This is a genomic window from Pseudooceanicola nanhaiensis DSM 18065, assembly GCF_000688295.1.
Classification (GTDB): Bacteria; Pseudomonadota; Alphaproteobacteria; order Rhodobacterales; family Rhodobacteraceae; genus Pseudooceanicola; species Pseudooceanicola nanhaiensis.
Genome location: NZ_JHZF01000011.1, coordinates 397,871 through 412,448, shown reverse-complemented (window position 1 = coordinate 412,448; position 14,578 = coordinate 397,871). Strand labels below are relative to the sequence as shown.

Annotated in this window: 10 protein-coding genes and 2 tRNA genes; 7 read left to right on the top strand and 5 right to left on the bottom strand. The window is 69.5% G+C overall.

The window, feature by feature from the left end; translation table 11 throughout:
* The first annotated feature begins 202 nt into the window (after positions 1-202).
* Positions 203-2,977 (top strand): aconitate hydratase AcnA, encoded by a 2,775-nt coding sequence (gene acnA, locus Q344_RS0102880; RefSeq protein WP_028285334.1) that lies wholly within the window; start codon positions 203-205, stop codon positions 2,975-2,977.
* A gap of 91 nt (positions 2,978-3,068) precedes the next feature.
* A complete protein-coding gene (locus Q344_RS0102875; RefSeq protein ID WP_028285333.1) occupies positions 3,069-4,031 on the top strand; it encodes a YihY/virulence factor BrkB family protein in 963 nt (320 codons plus the stop codon).
* A 10-nt stretch (positions 4,032-4,041) separates the two neighbouring features.
* Here Q344_RS0102875 and Q344_RS0102870 read toward each other — a convergent pair whose 3' ends face one another.
* The gene (locus Q344_RS0102870) at positions 4,042-4,632 is read right to left on the bottom strand and encodes a TetR/AcrR family transcriptional regulator (protein WP_028285332.1); all 591 of its coding nucleotides are present in this window, start codon (positions 4,630-4,632) and stop codon (positions 4,042-4,044) included.
* 76 nt (positions 4,633-4,708) lie between these two features.
* Here Q344_RS0102870 and Q344_RS22965 point away from each other — a divergent pair, with 76 nt between their 5' ends.
* The 5 genes from Q344_RS22965 to Q344_RS0102845 all read left to right on the top strand — a co-directional run bounded on the left by Q344_RS22965 (position 4,709) and on the right by Q344_RS0102845 (position 8,557).
* Positions 4,709-4,945, top strand: coding sequence for a hypothetical protein (locus tag Q344_RS22965; RefSeq protein ID WP_036538229.1), 237 nt, complete (start codon positions 4,709-4,711; stop codon positions 4,943-4,945).
* A gap of 87 nt (positions 4,946-5,032) precedes the next feature.
* Positions 5,033-6,319: a homoserine dehydrogenase gene (locus tag Q344_RS0102860; RefSeq protein ID WP_028285331.1), complete on the top strand. Its 1,287-nt coding sequence runs from the start codon at positions 5,033-5,035 to the stop codon at positions 6,317-6,319.
* A 143-nt stretch (positions 6,320-6,462) separates the two neighbouring features.
* On the top strand, positions 6,463-8,208 hold the full coding sequence (recJ, locus tag Q344_RS0102855; protein WP_028285330.1) for a single-stranded-DNA-specific exonuclease RecJ: 1,746 nt from the start codon (positions 6,463-6,465) through the stop codon (positions 8,206-8,208).
* 143 nt (positions 8,209-8,351) lie between these two features.
* Positions 8,352-8,426: transfer RNA gene (locus Q344_RS0102850), tRNA-Glu, on the top strand.
* Between the two features lie 56 nt (positions 8,427-8,482).
* Positions 8,483-8,557, top strand: a tRNA-Glu gene (locus Q344_RS0102845).
* A 251-nt stretch (positions 8,558-8,808) separates the two neighbouring features.
* On the opposite strand, the gene Q344_RS0102840 is transcribed toward Q344_RS0102845, so the two are convergent.
* The 4 genes from Q344_RS0102840 to Q344_RS0102825 all read right to left on the bottom strand — a co-directional run bounded on the left by Q344_RS0102840 (position 8,809) and on the right by Q344_RS0102825 (position 14,523).
* The gene (locus Q344_RS0102840) at positions 8,809-11,013 is read right to left on the bottom strand and encodes an NADP-dependent isocitrate dehydrogenase (protein ID WP_028285329.1); all 2,205 of its coding nucleotides are present in this window, start codon (positions 11,011-11,013) and stop codon (positions 8,809-8,811) included.
* Between the two features lie 104 nt (positions 11,014-11,117).
* A complete protein-coding gene (locus Q344_RS0102835; RefSeq protein ID WP_084178280.1) occupies positions 11,118-12,104 on the bottom strand; it encodes a GGDEF domain-containing protein in 987 nt (328 codons plus the stop codon).
* Positions 12,104-12,691 (bottom strand): heme NO-binding domain-containing protein, encoded by a 588-nt coding sequence (locus tag Q344_RS0102830; protein WP_028285327.1) that lies wholly within the window; start codon positions 12,689-12,691, stop codon positions 12,104-12,106. Before Q344_RS0102830 ends, Q344_RS0102835 begins: the two co-directional genes overlap by 1 nt.
* Before the next feature lie 65 nt (positions 12,692-12,756).
* Complete coding sequence (locus Q344_RS0102825; RefSeq protein ID WP_028285326.1) at positions 12,757-14,523, bottom strand: DUF4153 domain-containing protein; 1,767 nt, start codon at positions 14,521-14,523, stop codon at positions 12,757-12,759.
* Between the last annotated feature and the right edge of the window lie 55 nt (positions 14,524-14,578).

The following is a 14,578-nucleotide window of genomic DNA, read 5'->3' as shown; positions in this document are numbered from 1 at the left end:
CGCACGCCCGCGCCGGCCCGGACTTGCGCGGATCGGCCGGCCCGCGCCCGGCGAGCGGGCCCGTCCTGCGAAAAGCGCCCGACACGCCAGATACTGTATGCAAATGTATGCAAAACCCGCGCCGCCCCCTTGATCGGCGTCCCGAAAAGGGGCAGAAGCGGGCCAGCGACAACCCCTGTTCCTACGAAAGGGAGGCCACTCCATGCCCATCCAAGTCGGACAAGACACCACCAAGACGCGCAAGTCGCTCTCGGTGGGCGACAAGACCTTCTCCTATTACTCCATTCCCGCCGCCGAAGAGGCCGGGCTGGGCGAGTTCTCGAAACTCCCCGCCGCGCTGAAGGTGGTGCTGGAGAACATGCTCCGCTTCGAAGACGGCAAGACCGTCTCGGTGGACGACATCAAGGCCTTCTCCGACTGGGGCAAGAACGGCGGCAAGAATCCCGTCGAGATCGCCTACCGCCCGGCCCGCGTGCTGATGCAGGACTTCACCGGCGTTCCCGCGGTGGTCGACCTCGCCGCGATGCGTGACGGGATCGTGGGCCTCGGCGGCGACGCCAAGAAGATCAACCCGCTGGTGCCCGTCGACCTCGTCATCGACCACTCGGTCATGATCGACGAATTCGGCAACCCGCGCGCCTTCCAGATGAACGTGGACCGCGAATACGAGCGCAACATGGAGCGCTACCAGTTCCTGAAATGGGGCCAGACCGCGTTCGAGAACTTCCGCGTCGTGCCCCCGGGGACCGGCATCTGCCACCAGGTGAACCTCGAATACCTCTCGAAGACCGTCTGGTCCGACAAGGACCAGAACGGTGAGCTCGTCGCCTACCCCGACACGCTCGTGGGCACCGACAGCCACACGACGATGGTCAACGGCGCGGCCGTGCTCGGCTGGGGCGTCGGCGGGATCGAGGCCGAGGCTGCGATGCTCGGCCAGCCGATCTCGATGCTGATCCCCGAGGTCGTGGGCTTCAAGCTCACCGGCGCGATGACCGAAGGCACCACCGGCACCGACCTCGTCCTGCGCGTGGTCGAGATGCTGCGCGAGAAGGGCGTGGTCGGCAAGTTCGTCGAATTCTACGGCGAAGGCCTCGACAACCTGCCGCTCGCCCAGCGTGCGACGATCGCCAACATGGCGCCCGAATACGGCGCCACCTGCGGCTTCTTCCCGATCGACGACGAGACGCTGCGCTACCTGACCCAGACCGGCCGCGACAAGGACACGATCGCCCTGGTCGAAGCCTATGCCAAGGCCAACGGCATGTGGCGCGAGCCGGGCTACGATCCGGTCTACACCGACACGCTCGCGCTCGACATGTCGACCGTTGTGCCGGCGATCTCGGGCCCGAAACGGCCGCAGGACCACATCGACCTCGACAAGGCGGCGGCAAACTTCGCCCAGTACGTCCGCGGCCAGCGCGAAGGCAAGGACGCCTCCGAGAACCAGGAGGTCCGCTGGGAAGGTGAAGGCGGCCAGCCCGAACCGCGGGAGATCCCGGGCGACGAAGGCCACCACAAGCGCGGCTTCGTGAAGACCGAAGGCGAGGGCTACCAGCTCCACGACGGCTCGATCGTGATCGCCTCGATCACCTCCTGCACCAACACGTCGAACCCCTACGTGATGATCGGCGCCGGCCTCGTCGCCCGCAAGGCGCGCCAGCTCGGCCTCGACCGCAAGCCCTGGGTGAAGACCTCGCTCGCACCGGGCTCCCAGGTCGTCACGGAATATCTGGAGGCCGCCGGCCTGCAGGAAGACCTCGACGCGGTCGGCTTCAACCTCGTGGGCTACGGATGCACCACCTGCATCGGCAACTCCGGTCCGCTGCAGGCCGAGATCTCGAAGGCCGTCAACGATCACGACCTGATCGCCACCGCGGTCCTGTCGGGCAACCGCAACTTCGAGGGCCGGATCAGCCCGGACGTGCGCGCGAACTACCTCGCCTCGCCGCCGCTGGTCGTGGCCTATGCGCTCGCCGGTGACATGAACATCGACATGGCCAATTCGCCGATCGCGCAGACGCCGGACGGCAAGGACGTCTACCTCAAGGACATCTGGCCGACCGACGCCGAGATCGCCGAGCTGGTCGAGAAGGTCGTCACCCGCGAGGCGTTCCAGTCGAAATACGCCGACGTCTTCAAGGGCGACGAGAAGTGGCAGGCCGTGGACGTCTCGGGCGGCGAAACCTACGACTGGCCGCCGAGCTCGACCTACATCCAGAACCCGCCCTACTTCCAGGGCATGGGGCCCAAGGCCGGTGACATCAAGGATATCGAGGGCGCCCGCGTTCTCGCCGTCCTCGGCGACATGATCACCACCGACCACATCTCGCCCGCCGGGTCCTTCAAGGACACCACCCCGGCCGGGAAATACCTCATCGAACGCCAGGTGCCGGTGCGGGAGTTCAACTCCTACGGCTCGCGCCGCGGCAACCACGAGGTCATGATGCGCGGCACCTTCGCCAACATCCGCATCAAGAACGAGATGCTGGACGGGGTCGAAGGCGGCTACACCAAGGGTCCCGACGGCGAACAGACCTCGATCTACGACGCGGCCATGGCCTACCAGGACCAGGGCACGCCGCTCGTGATCTTCGGCGGTGAGCAATACGGCGCAGGCTCGTCCCGCGACTGGGCCGCGAAGGGCACGGCACTTCTGGGCGTCAAGGCCGTGATCGCCGAGAACTTCGAGCGCATCCACCGCTCGAACCTCGTCGGCATGGGCGTCATTCCCTTCGAGTTCACGGGCGGCGACACCCGCACCTCGCTGGGGCTGAAGGGCGACGAGACCGTCTCGATCACCGGGCTGGAGGGCGATCTGAAGCCGCTCTCCGAGGTGCCCTGCACGATCACCTACGGCGACGGCTCCACCAAGGAGATCACGCTGAAGTGCCGGATCGATACTGCGATCGAGAAGGAATACGTCGAGCATGGCGGCGTGCTGCACTACGTGCTGCGCGATCTCGCCAAGAGCTGACACGCCCCGATTGATCGAAAACGGAACCGCCGGGCCCAGCCCGGCGGTTTTCCTTTGGGAACCAAACCGTTGCGTCCGGGTTTCGACCTTCATGACGAGTTCCACCAAAACCCGCCCCGGCGCTGACGCGAAATCGCCCACCGACCTTCCGCAACAGGGCTGGCTTGCCGTGCTCAAGCGGGTCTGGGCCTCGATCGGGCGGGACCACGTCTCGACCATCTCGGCGGGCATCGCCTTCTTCGCACTGTTCGCGATCTTCCCCGCCATCGCCGCGCTGGTGATGCTGGCCGGCCTCGCGATCGAACCGCCCCAGCTGGCATCGGTGATCGACAGCTACGCCGCGGCCCTGCCCGAAGAAGCCGCCGCCATCATCACCGATCAGGTGGAACAGGTCGTCTCGGACGACGGCACCGCGCTCAGCATCGCCCTGGTCTTCTCGCTCGCCTTGTCGCTCTTCTCGGCCTCCGCCGCGATCCGGACGCTGATGGACGGGCTGAACGCGGCGAACAAGGAAGACGAGACGCGTTCGATCCTCGCCTTCTACGGCACCGGGCTGGCGCTGACACTGCTGCTGATCTTCGGTTTCATCCTCGCCGTCGTGGTCACGCTGGCGATCCCGATCCTCCAGCAGGTGCTGCCCCTGCCCGACCTGCTCGACACGGCGCTCACCTGGCTGCGCTGGCCGATCTTCGCGCTGCTCGTCGTCTTCGGCCTCGGCGTCGTCTTCCGCTACGGCCCCTCCCGGGCGCCCGCGAAATGGCGCTGGCTCTCTCCCGGTGCGATCACGGCGACGGTGCTCTGGATCCTCTTCTCGGTGGCCTTCTCGATCTACGTGCGGAATTTCGGCAGCTATACCGAGACCTACGGCGCGCTCGCAGGCGTCATCATCCTGATGACCTGGCTCTGGCTCTCGGCCTTCATCGTCCTGCTCGGGGCCGAGCTGGATGCGGAGCTCGAGTTCCAGACCGACGCCGACACGACGACTGGACCCTCGGAGCCCGCGGGCCAGCGCGGCGCCGTCGTTGCCGACACGACCCCGGACGATCGGGACTGACGGCGGGGCCTCAGCGCGCGCCGACCGCCTTGCGCGCCATCTCGACGTAGATCGCCTCCACCTCGTCGAGGCTCAGGCGGCCCTCCGGCCGGAACCAGGTCGTCACGCCGGTGAGCATCGCGATCACGGCCATCGTGGCCACCCGCGCATCGCGCACCGAAAAGATCCCGGCCTCGGCGCCGCGGGCCAGCATGCCCTCCAGCCGGTCCTCGTAGCGGCGGCGCAGCGCCTCGATCCCGGCGAAGTTCTCGGGCCCGAGGTTCCTGAGCTCCATATAGGCGATGAAGACCTCGTCCGGCCGCGCCGCGTGATAGCGGATGTGGAACCGGACGAACCCCTCCAGCGCGGCGTCCGGCGCCTCGGGCAGCGCCTCGGCGTCCAGCGCGGCCAGCAGCGCCTCCATGTGCTCGCGCATCAGCACGACCAGCAGGCTCTGCTTGTCCGCAACGTGGTTGTAGAGCGCGCCGACCTGCAGCCCCACCTCGCCCGCGATCTGGCGCATCGACACGGCCGCATAGCCGTCCCGCGCGAAGAGGCGCAGGGCGGCGGCGCGGATGCGGGCGCCGGTCTCGGCGCTGCGGATGCGGGTCTGGCGGGTCATGGCGCAAGGATATCTGAACACCCGTTCATGACAACACGCGCTGGACGGCCCCGCCGGGATGCGTCATTCCTGACACATGAGCCCGCGCACCCTCGCCCTTCTCCTGCTGATCCCCGCCGCCGCCTGCACCGAGCTGCCGCCGGTCGAGCAGACCGTCAGCGCCGAGGCGCAGGCCGCGCCCTATCCCGACCTCGCCCCGACCGCGTCGCTGACCGACGCTCTGCCCGAGGGCCGGATCGCGCCGGGCGATGCCGCGGCACTCGAGGCGCGCGGCGACGCGCTGCGCCGCAAGGCCGCCGCAGCGGGCAGCTGACACCTCCCCGATCCGGCTTCGCGTTGCGCCGCCCCGGCCAAAGCGCTAAGCGGGCCGGGTAGGAAATCCGCGAGTATGGAGAAGACCATGAGTGAACCCCTGCGCCTCGGGATCGCCGGACTGGGAACGGTCGGCGTCGGCGTTCTCCGCATCATCCGCAAGCAGGCCGAGATGCTGACCGCACGAACCGGGCGCAAGATCACCGTCACCGCCGTCTCCGCCCGCACCCGCGGCAAGGACCGCGGCGTCCCGATCGACGGCTACGCCTGGGAGGACGACCCCGTCACGCTCGCCACCCGCGACGACGTCGACGTCTTCGTCGAGCTCATGGGCGGCGCGGACGGCCCCGCCAAGGCCGCGACCGAGGCCGCGCTGAAGGCCGGCAAGGACGTGGTGACCGCGAACAAGGCGATGCTGGCCGTGAACGGACAGGCGCTGGCCGAGCTGGCCGAATCCGAGGGCCGCCAGATCCGCTACGAGGCCGCCGTCGCGGGGGGGATCCCGGTGATCAAGACGCTGCTCGAGGGGCTTGCGGGGAACGAGTTCACCCGCGTCATGGGCGTGATGAACGGCACCTGCAACTACATCCTGACCCGGATGCAATCGGCGGGCCTGCCCTACGAGACCGTCTTCGAAGAGGCGAACCAGCTGGGCTATCTCGAAGCCGACCCGGAGCTCGACGTGGGCGGCATCGACGCGGGCCACAAGCTGGCGATCCTCGCCTCCATCGCCTTCGGCACCCGCGTCGCCTTCGACGCGATGGAGCTCGAGGGGATCGGCCGGATCACGACCGAGGACATCAGGCAGGCCGCCGACATGGGCTACCGGATCAAGCTGCTCGGCGTCTCCCGGATGACCGGCCGCGGGCTCGAACAGCGCATGTCGCCCTGCCTCGTGCCCGCCGCCTCGCCGCTCGGTCAGCTCGAGGGCGGCACCAACATGGTGGTGGTCGAGGGCGACGCGGTCGGCCAGATCGTGCTGCGGGGCGCGGGGGCCGGCGAAGGCCCGACCGCCTCGGCCGTGATGGGCGACATCTGCGACATCGCGCGCGGCACCCGGCTGCCGGTCTTCGGCCAGCCCGCCGCCTCGCTGGTGGATGCGACGCCCGCCTCCTCGGCCACGCCCGCGGCGTTCTACCTGCGGATGGAGCTGCAGGACAAACCCGGCGCGCTGGCGAAGGTGGCGACCGTGCTCGGCAACCACGGGATCTCGATCAACCGGATGCGGCAATACGATCACGAGGCGCAGACCGCGCCGGTGCTGATCGTCACGCACCGCTGCGTGCGCGCCGATCTCGACAAGGCCATCGCGGCAATGGCGGCGACCGGGGTCGTCGAAGGCGATCCCGTGGCGCTGCGGATCGAGGAAGTGTGAGACGGCATGCTTCCGGCGAGGGCGGGAGCCTCCGGCGGGAGTATTTATGGAAAGATGAAGTCCGGGGACGGCGCGGGAACGGGTCCGTGGCCGCAGTTTGATCGGGGCATGGGGCGCGCGCGTTGACCGCGTGTGAGGGATTATTGGCGTATCTCGGGGTCGAGCAATCTTTGAACGGGCGGCGCTGGCTCGGACCCTCGGTCGAGATGGACCGGGCTTCGGAAGCACTGACCCAGGCGACCGGAATGGACCGGGCGATCTGCCAGGTGCTGGCCCGCGCCGGGATCGACGCGGCGGGCTGCGAGGCCTACCTCGCCCCGGCCCTCCGCGACCTGCTGCCCGATCCCCGCTCGCTCCGGGACATGGAGACCGCGGCCGCGCGCTTCCTCCGTGCCGTCGAGAGGCGCGAGCGGATCGCGATCTTCGCCGATTACGACGTGGACGGCGGATCCTCGGCCGCGCTGCTGCTCGACTGGCTGCGGCAGATGGGGCGCCAGGCGACACTCTACGTGCCCGACCGGATCGACGAGGGCTATGGACCCAACGTCCCCGCCATGCAGGCGCTCGGGGCCGAGCACGACCTCATCATCTGCGTCGACTGCGGCACGCTCAGCCACGAGCCGGTGGCGGCGGCGGGCTGCGACGTGGTGATCCTCGATCACCACCTCGGCGGCGAGACCCTGCCCGACTGCGTCGCCTGCGTGAACCCGAACCGTCAGGACGAAAGCGGCGCGCTGGCCCATCTCTGCGCCGCCGCGGTGGTCTTCCTGATGCTGGTGGAGGCGAACCGCCAGCTCCGCGAGCGCGGCGTGAAGGGACCGGACCTGATGGGGATGCTCGACCTCGTGGCGCTGGCCACGGTGGCCGACGTGGCGCCGCTGATCGGGGTGAACCGGGCGCTCGTGCGGCAGGGGCTGAGGGTGATGGCCCGGCGCGAGAGGCCGGGGCTGGCCGCGCTCGCCGACATCGGGCGGCTGACGACGGCGCCCTCGTCCTATCACCTGGGCTACGTGCTCGGCCCCCGGATCAATGCCGGCGGGCGGGTCGGGCGCGCCGATCTCGGGGCGCGGCTTCTGTCGACCACCGACCCGCACGAGGCGCAGGCGATGGCCGAACGTCTGGACCAGTTCAACGCCGAACGGCGCGCGATCGAGGCCGAGGTGCAGGCCGCCGCCCTGGCGCAGGCCGAGGCGCGCGGCCTCGACGGCCCGCTCGCCTGGGCGGCGGGCGAGGGCTGGCATCCCGGGGTCGTCGGCATCGTCGCCTCGCGGCTGAAGGAGCAGACCAACCGCCCCGCGATCGTGATCGGGCTGGACGGGGACGAGGGCAAGGGCTCGGGCCGGTCCGTCGCGGGCGTCGACCTTGGCGCCAGCATCCAGCGGCTGGCGGCCGAGGGCCTCCTGATCAAGGGCGGCGGGCACAAGATGGCGGCCGGGCTCACCGTCGCCCGTGACCGGCTGGAGGCCGCGATGGACCGGCTGGGCGAGCTCCTGGCGAAACAGGGCGCGGGCCTTGGCGGCGCGGCGGACCTGCGGCTCGACGGGGTGCTGATGCCGGGCGGCGCCACGGTCGAGCTGATCCGCCGGATCGAGGATGCCGGTCCCTTCGGCGCCGGCGCCCCCGCCCCGCGCTTCGCCTTCCCGGACGTCGCGATCTCCTTCGCGAAACAGGTCGGCGACAGCCACCTGAAGGTCTCCTTCGGCGACGGCCTCGGCGCGCGGATCGACGCGATCAGCTTCGGCGCCTTCGACGGCCCCCTCGGCCCCGCGCTCGCAGGCCACAACGGCCGGCGCTTCCACCTCGCCGGACGGCTCGAGATCAACGATTGGGGCGGGCGCCAGTCGGTGCAGCTCAGGCTCGACGACGCGGCCCCCGCGGACGGCCGCTGAGCCCGTCCTGAGGGGCCGGAACCGGGCCGCGCGGGGCATCGCGACGTCACCTCCGGACGGGGCCGAAAATCTGGACGGCGGGCAAAAAATCCGCTTGCAGTGATCCGAGGCTTTCCCTAGAACCCCGCTCACGCCACGGCGATGGCCCGTTCGTCTATCGGTTAGGACGCCAGGTTTTCAACCTGGAAAGAGGGGTTCGATTCCCCTACGGGCTGCCACTCCCCCGGCAGGGACACGGTCACGGGCCGTGAGACATAGCCAGCGCCCCGGCGATGGCCCGTTCGTCTATCGGTTAGGACGCCAGGTTTTCAACCTGGAAAGAGGGGTTCGATTCCCCTACGGGCTGCCACTTCTTCCCAATCGATCGTGGCTGTGACGAAGGGCCCGGCGCCCTTTCCTCGGCCCAGGCATTGCCCCTGAATATCCAGTCGCGACGACCGGCGCAGAGCCGAGCGTCCACCGGTTCAGGAAGGTCCTGAGACCTGTCCCGCTCGCCCGTTTTGAGGACTGGCCGAACCGTGTGATCTTCTGATCGGTTTCCGCTCACGCAAAAGGGCGCGGCCAGCGCCGCGCCCTTCCCCGTGCGTTCCCTGTCCGGCCTCAGCCGATGATCGCGTTCAGCGTCTCGGAGGGGCGCATCACCGCCGCCGTCTTGTCGGCATCGGTGTGGTAATAGCCGCCGAGGTCCGCGGGCCTGCCCTGCACGGCCGCCAGCTCTCCGGTGATCGCCGCCTCGCTTTCGGCCAGCGCCCTGGCGATCGGGGCGAAATGCGCGGCAAGATCGGCGTCGTCCGACTGGTCGGCCAGCGCCTGCGCCCAGTAGCGGGCGAACCAGTAATGGCTGTCGCGGTTGTCGGGCTCACCCACCTTGCGGGACGGGCTGCGGTCGTGGTCGAGGATGCCCTGCGTGGCCGCATCCACGGCCTTGCCCAGCACGCGCGCCTTCTCGTTGTTCCGGGCGTCGGCCAGGAACTGGAGGCTTTCGCCAAGCGCGCAGAACTCGCCCAGCGAATCCCAGCGGAGGTGGTTTTCCTCCATCAGCTGCTGCACATGCTTCGGCGCGGAGCCGCCTGCCCCGGTCTCGAACAGCCCGCCGCCGTTCATCAGCTTCACGATCGAGAGCATCTTGGCCGACGTCGCCAGCTCGAGGATCGGGAAGAGGTCGGTCAGGTAGTCGCGCAGCACGTTGCCGGTGATCGCGATGGTGTTCTCGCCCTTGGTGATCGTCTCGAGCGAGGCGCGGGTGGCCTCGCGGGGCGCCATGATCTCGAACTTGTCGGCGACGCCCTTGGCTTCGAGGATCGGCTTCACCATCTTGATCAGCTCGGCGTCATGGGCGCGCGTCTCGTCCAGCCAGAAGATCGACCGGAATCCGGTGGCCTTCTGCCGCTCGATGGCGAGGTTCACCCAATCCTCGATCGGCGCCTTGCGGGCCGAGGCCGAGCGCCAGATGTCGCCCTTCTCCACCTTGTGCTCGTGCAGGACCGTGCCGTCGTCGAGCACCATCTTCACGGTGCCGTCCGCCGGGATCTCGAAGGTGGTCGGGTGGGAGCCGTATTCCTCGGCCTTCTGCGCCATCAGCCCGAGGTTCTGGACCGTGCCGGCGGTGGCCGGGTTCAGCTTGCCGTTCGCCTTGAAGAACGCGATCGCCTCGTCATAGACCGGCGCGTAGGAGCTGTCGGGGATGACGCAGTTGGTGTCGTGCTGCTTGTTGTCCGGGCCCCAGCCCTTGCCGCCGTCGCGGATCAGCGCGGGCATCGAGGCGTCGATGATGACGTCGGAGGGCACGTGCAGGTTGGTGATGCCCTTGTCGGAATTCACCATGTACATCGGCGGGCGCTGGTCGCGGCATGCCTCGATCGCCTTCACGATCTCGGGCTCGCCCTTCACGCGCTCCAGCAGGTCACCCATGCCGGAGGCGGGGTTCACGCCCAGCTCCTTCAGCTTGTCGCCATATTGCTCGAAGACGGGCTTCAGCCATTCCTTGACCGCGTGGCCGAAGATGATCGGGTCGGAGACCTTCATCATCGTGGCCTTCATGTGCAGCGAGAAGAGCGTGCCTTCCGCCTTGGTCTTCTCGATCTCGTCCGCGAGGAAGGCGTCGAGCGCCCGGGCGCTCATGAAGGTCGCGTCGACCACGGTGCCTGCGGGGTAGGAAACACCCTCTTTCAGCACGGTCTCGCCGTCCGCCGTCTCCAGCACGATCTTCGCCTTGGCCGCCCCGTCGAGCGTGGCCGAAACCTCGTTCGAGAAGAAGTCGCCCTTTGACATCGAGGCGACGCGGGTCTTGCTGTCCGAGGTCCACTCGCCCATCCGGTGCGGGTTGGCCATCGCGTAGTTCTTCACCGCCACCGCGGCGCGGCGGTCGGAGTTGCCCTCGCGCAGGACCGGGTTCACGGCCGAACCCTTGATCCCGTCGTACCTGGCGCGGATGGCCTTCTCCTCGTCGGTCGAGGGGCTCTCGGGGTAGTCCGGCAGCGCGTAGCCCTGCGCCTGGAGCTCCTTCACCGCGGCGACGAGCTGCGGGACCGAGGCCGAGATGTTCGGCAGCTTGATGACGTTCGCTTCCGGCGTCTTGACCAGTTCGCCCAGCTCGGCCAGGTCGTCCGGCTGGCGCTGCGCCTCGGTCAGATGCTCGGGGAAGGTCGCGATGATGCGCCCGGCGAGAGAGATGTCCTTGGTGCCCACCGAGACCCCGGCAGCCGCCGCGAAGGTCCGGATGATCGGCAGGAGCGACGCGGATGCCAGCTCCGGCGCTTCGTCCACCTTGGTATACACGATATCGGGGGTGTTCGGTTCAGCCATAGTTTCCAAGCCCTTTTTGAAGCCGCGCAAGGCTTAACCGAAGCGGGGGCCGAGGTCCATGGACCGTGGCGCGGTTCTTTCGGGCCGCGCCGAGGGGGGCCTGTTCAGGGGCCGTGGGGTGGCGGCGCGAGGTCCCGGTGGAAGATGAACCGCCCCCGCCCGCCCCGCTTGGCGGCATAGAGAGCATGGTCGGCATCGGCCACCAGCCCGGCGGCGTCCGGGCGCGCGTAATCGGTCGAGATGGTGATGCCGAGGCTGGCCGAGACCCGGCATTCCGTCCCCTGCCACGGCACCGGCTCTTCCAGACGCGCGATCAGGCGCTGCGCGATCTCGGCCAGCCGGCCCGGGTCGCAGAGGCGGTCGAACATCAGCACGAATTCATCCCCGCCGACCCGCGCCACGGTGTCGTCGTCGCGCAGCTCTTCGGTCATGCGGCGGGCCAATGTGACCAGCACGGTGTCGCCTGCCGCATGGCCATGGCTGTCGTTGACCTGCTTGAACCGATCCAGATCGAGGTGCATCAGCGCGAATTCCTGCCCGCCCGCGATGGTGTGGCCAAGCGCCAGTTCCAGCGCGCGCCGGTTCCTGAGCCCGGTCACCGGATCGGTCAGCGCCTGCGCCTCGGCCGCGACCCGCGCCCCGTTGAACCGGAGCGATGTCTGGCGCAGCGCCTCCATCGCGGTCGACTTCGCCTCGACGAGGAAGAGCATCTCGACCGCGAGGTCGGTGGGCGCGAAATCGGCGGTCGTCAGCGCGTGGTCGCGCACCGCGTCCACGACGCCGATCCCGAAGCCGAGGTTCACGAGCGCGCCGCCATCCGCCTCCGGCGCGAGCACCCCGGTCAGCACCGTGCGCGGCCCGGACCGCAGGCGGAACCGCAGCCTTGCCCCGGCATGGGCGCGCAGATCCTCCATGCCGCCGAGCGCGCGCGGGCGCAGCGGTTCGAACGCTTCGAGAAACCGCGTCCCGTCGAGCGGGGCGCCGTGCAGACGGCGCAGCGTCGGGCCGGCGTGCAGGATATGCCCGCGCGGCCCCAGCCGAAGGTGCATCGGGCAGAGCACGTCGAGCGCCGGAGGCGGAGCGGCGGACATCATCCCGCCCGTGCGCCGAGGTCGAACTCGCGCCCCTCGGTGAAGGCGGCGAGGACCAGCGCGATCTCGATCACCTCGCGCCCCTGCCCGGCCTCGCGGTGCTCGAGCGTCACCAGCGCGCCGTAATCGTCGGCCATGGCGCGCAGCAGGCCGACGAGGACGTGCCCCAAGCCCCGCATGTGCGGCCGGCAGGAGAGGCTGTAGCGGTCCGGCCCGCATTGGCGCAGTTCCAGCGCTGGCAGGTCCAGTTCGGCCACCGCCAGCCGCGCGCGGTCCGGCAGATCGTCGAGCGAATGCAGGAACTCCTCGAACCCGGCGCCGCAGAACCGCAGGAGCCGCCGGATGCCGGCGCTCGAGGGGTGCGAGACGAGGTAGATCCCCACGTCTTCGAGCACCGCGTCGCGGGGACGGTCGAGCGCATCCGACAGACCGCGCAGCAGCGCTTCGGTGCTGGCCTGGTCGGCGGGCATCATCGCCTCGACATCCGGTTGCGGCAGGCCCGCGCCCGCCGCGACCCGCACCCAGAGCGACGCGCCGTAGGTGTCGCTGGCAAAGCGTTGCAACGCCTTGTTGAACAATCCGTGTATCATGCCGTCCATCCGACCCGCTGGCCCCAGCATCGCCGCGCGGGATTAAGGGAGGACGAACACCTTCAATTGTCCGGAATGATTTCCTTGTCGCCGATGGTCAGCGCCCGCAGGCTGGACGGCCCGACCGTGAAATCGCCGTCGAGCACGCGGATCAGGTCCTCGCGGTCGACCTGCGGCCAGACGTTCGCCTCCACGTCGAAGAGCGAGCGCACGCGCGGCTGGCCGCTGTCGAAGGCGACGTATTGCGCCGTGACCGAGCCGTCCTCCTCGAGCAGCAGGAGGATCCCCTGCGGGTCGGTCTCGTTCGGGAAGAAGGCATCGCGCACGAGGACGCAGCCGGGCCGCCCGTCGGGCAGGCTCCGGTCGCAGGCCTGCAGGATCCGGTCGACGAAATATTCGTCGAGCCCGTCCAGCGCCGCGCGGCCGAGCGTCGCGCCCTCGGGGCGGATCGGCAGGGATGCCGCGAGCCGGTCGAGCCGCTCGGGTCGGTCCGCCCGGGTCACGTCGCGGCGGTATTCCTCGCGGTAGCGCGCGCTCCGGGCCTTCTCGATGAGCTGCGTCAGCTGTGCGGCATCCTCGCGGCCCTCCATCGCCGCCAGTTCCGCAAGGCCCGCCTTGCCGGCGCGGCCCCAGTCGTTGGCCATCTCGTAGAGCGGCAGGTCCTCGGCGGGTATCGTGCCGTTCTCGTAGCGCGCGATCTGGCTCTCGGTCGAGATTCGCTCCGCGTTCAGCACCGGCGTCAGCCAGAGCGCCGAGATCCCGATCACCACGAGCGCCATCCAGAGGTTCGCCTCGCGCAGGCGCCGGGCCCAGCGACGCCCACCCAGCACGGCGAAGAGATAGGCCAGCCCGTAGAGGACCAGCACCAGCGCCGCGAGCCCGGCGGTCACCCGGTCGGGCGTCCAGCCGTATTGTTCCACCCGCAGGAACACGGCGATCAGCGCCAGCGCGGCCAGCCCCGGGGTCAGCGCGGCGGCGATCCGGGCACTGATCAGCATGAAGCCCGACCGCGCCGCCGCGCTCTCGTCGCGGTCGACGACCGAGGTCACGAGCGTCAGGATCGCCACCGCAACCGCCATCAGCGTGCCCGCGGCCGAAAGCCCGCCGAACAGGCCCGAGAGCCCGCGCACCGGCAGCGCGATCAGGAAGATCAGCACCACCGCGAGCACCGGCGGCAGGAGCAGGCGCAGGAGCCGCAGAAGAAGGAAGGGCGACACGTAGCTGCGGTACTGGTGGATGACCGCCAGCGCCGTTCCCAGCACCGCGCCGGTCAGCGCGAAGGGCACCGGGTCGATCCCGATGACGTCGCCGATGACGCCGATGCCGACGATGCCCAGAAGCGCGTCCGACAGGAAGAGCAGCAGCCAGAACAGGCCGGTGAAGGCCCAGGACAGCCCGTAGCGGACCACGATCATCCAGGACAGGTCGAAGAGCGCGGCGTAGTCGCGCCAGCCCCCGGGGCGGCGCAGCGCCGCGGCGGTGAAGGGCGTGCCGAGCGTGACGATGGCGATGAAGGCGGTGATCGCCTGCGGGCTGCCGAGGAACCCCTCCACCCCCTCGTAGCGGAAGCTCGCCCAGACCAGCAGCCCCGAGGCGGGCAGCACCAGCGCGATGGCCGCGAGGCCCGCGTGCAGGCGCCGGGCCGGCCCCGAGAGCGCGAAGAAGACGGCGAAGGCGCCGATCACGAAGACGATGAGGAAGAGCGCGAACCGGGTGCCGTCGAACCGCTCCGCCAGCGCCCAGGTGGCAAAGCCCGCCAGCGCCCCGAGTGCGGCCATCGACAGCCGGTCGAGCGTGACTGCCTTCTCGTCTTCCGCCGCACCGTCCATGACCCGCTCCCTGCCTTGCCTGCGGCGAACCTAGCGCGGTCGGCGGGGCGCTGCC

Bases quoted from the DNA above. Each gene is read 5' to 3' on its own strand.
- acnA (WP_028285334.1), top strand. From the start codon at position 203: ATGCCCATCCAAGTCGGACAAGACACCACCAAGACGCGCAAGTCGCTC.
- Q344_RS0102875 (WP_028285333.1), top strand. From the start codon at position 3,069: ATGACGAGTTCCACCAAAACCCGCCCCGGCGCTGACGCGAAATCGCCC.
- Q344_RS0102870 (WP_028285332.1), bottom strand. From the start codon at position 4,632: ATGACCCGCCAGACCCGCATCCGCAGCGCCGAGACCGGCGCCCGCATC.
- Q344_RS22965 (WP_036538229.1), top strand. From the start codon at position 4,709: ATGAGCCCGCGCACCCTCGCCCTTCTCCTGCTGATCCCCGCCGCCGCC.
- Q344_RS0102860 (WP_028285331.1), top strand. From the start codon at position 5,033: ATGAGTGAACCCCTGCGCCTCGGGATCGCCGGACTGGGAACGGTCGGC.
- Q344_RS0102840 (WP_028285329.1), bottom strand. From the start codon at position 11,013: ATGGCTGAACCGAACACCCCCGATATCGTGTATACCAAGGTGGACGAA.
- Q344_RS0102835 (WP_084178280.1), bottom strand. From the start codon at position 12,104: ATGTCCGCCGCTCCGCCTCCGGCGCTCGACGTGCTCTGCCCGATGCAC.
- Q344_RS0102825 (WP_028285326.1), bottom strand. From the start codon at position 14,523: ATGGACGGTGCGGCGGAAGACGAGAAGGCAGTCACGCTCGACCGGCTG.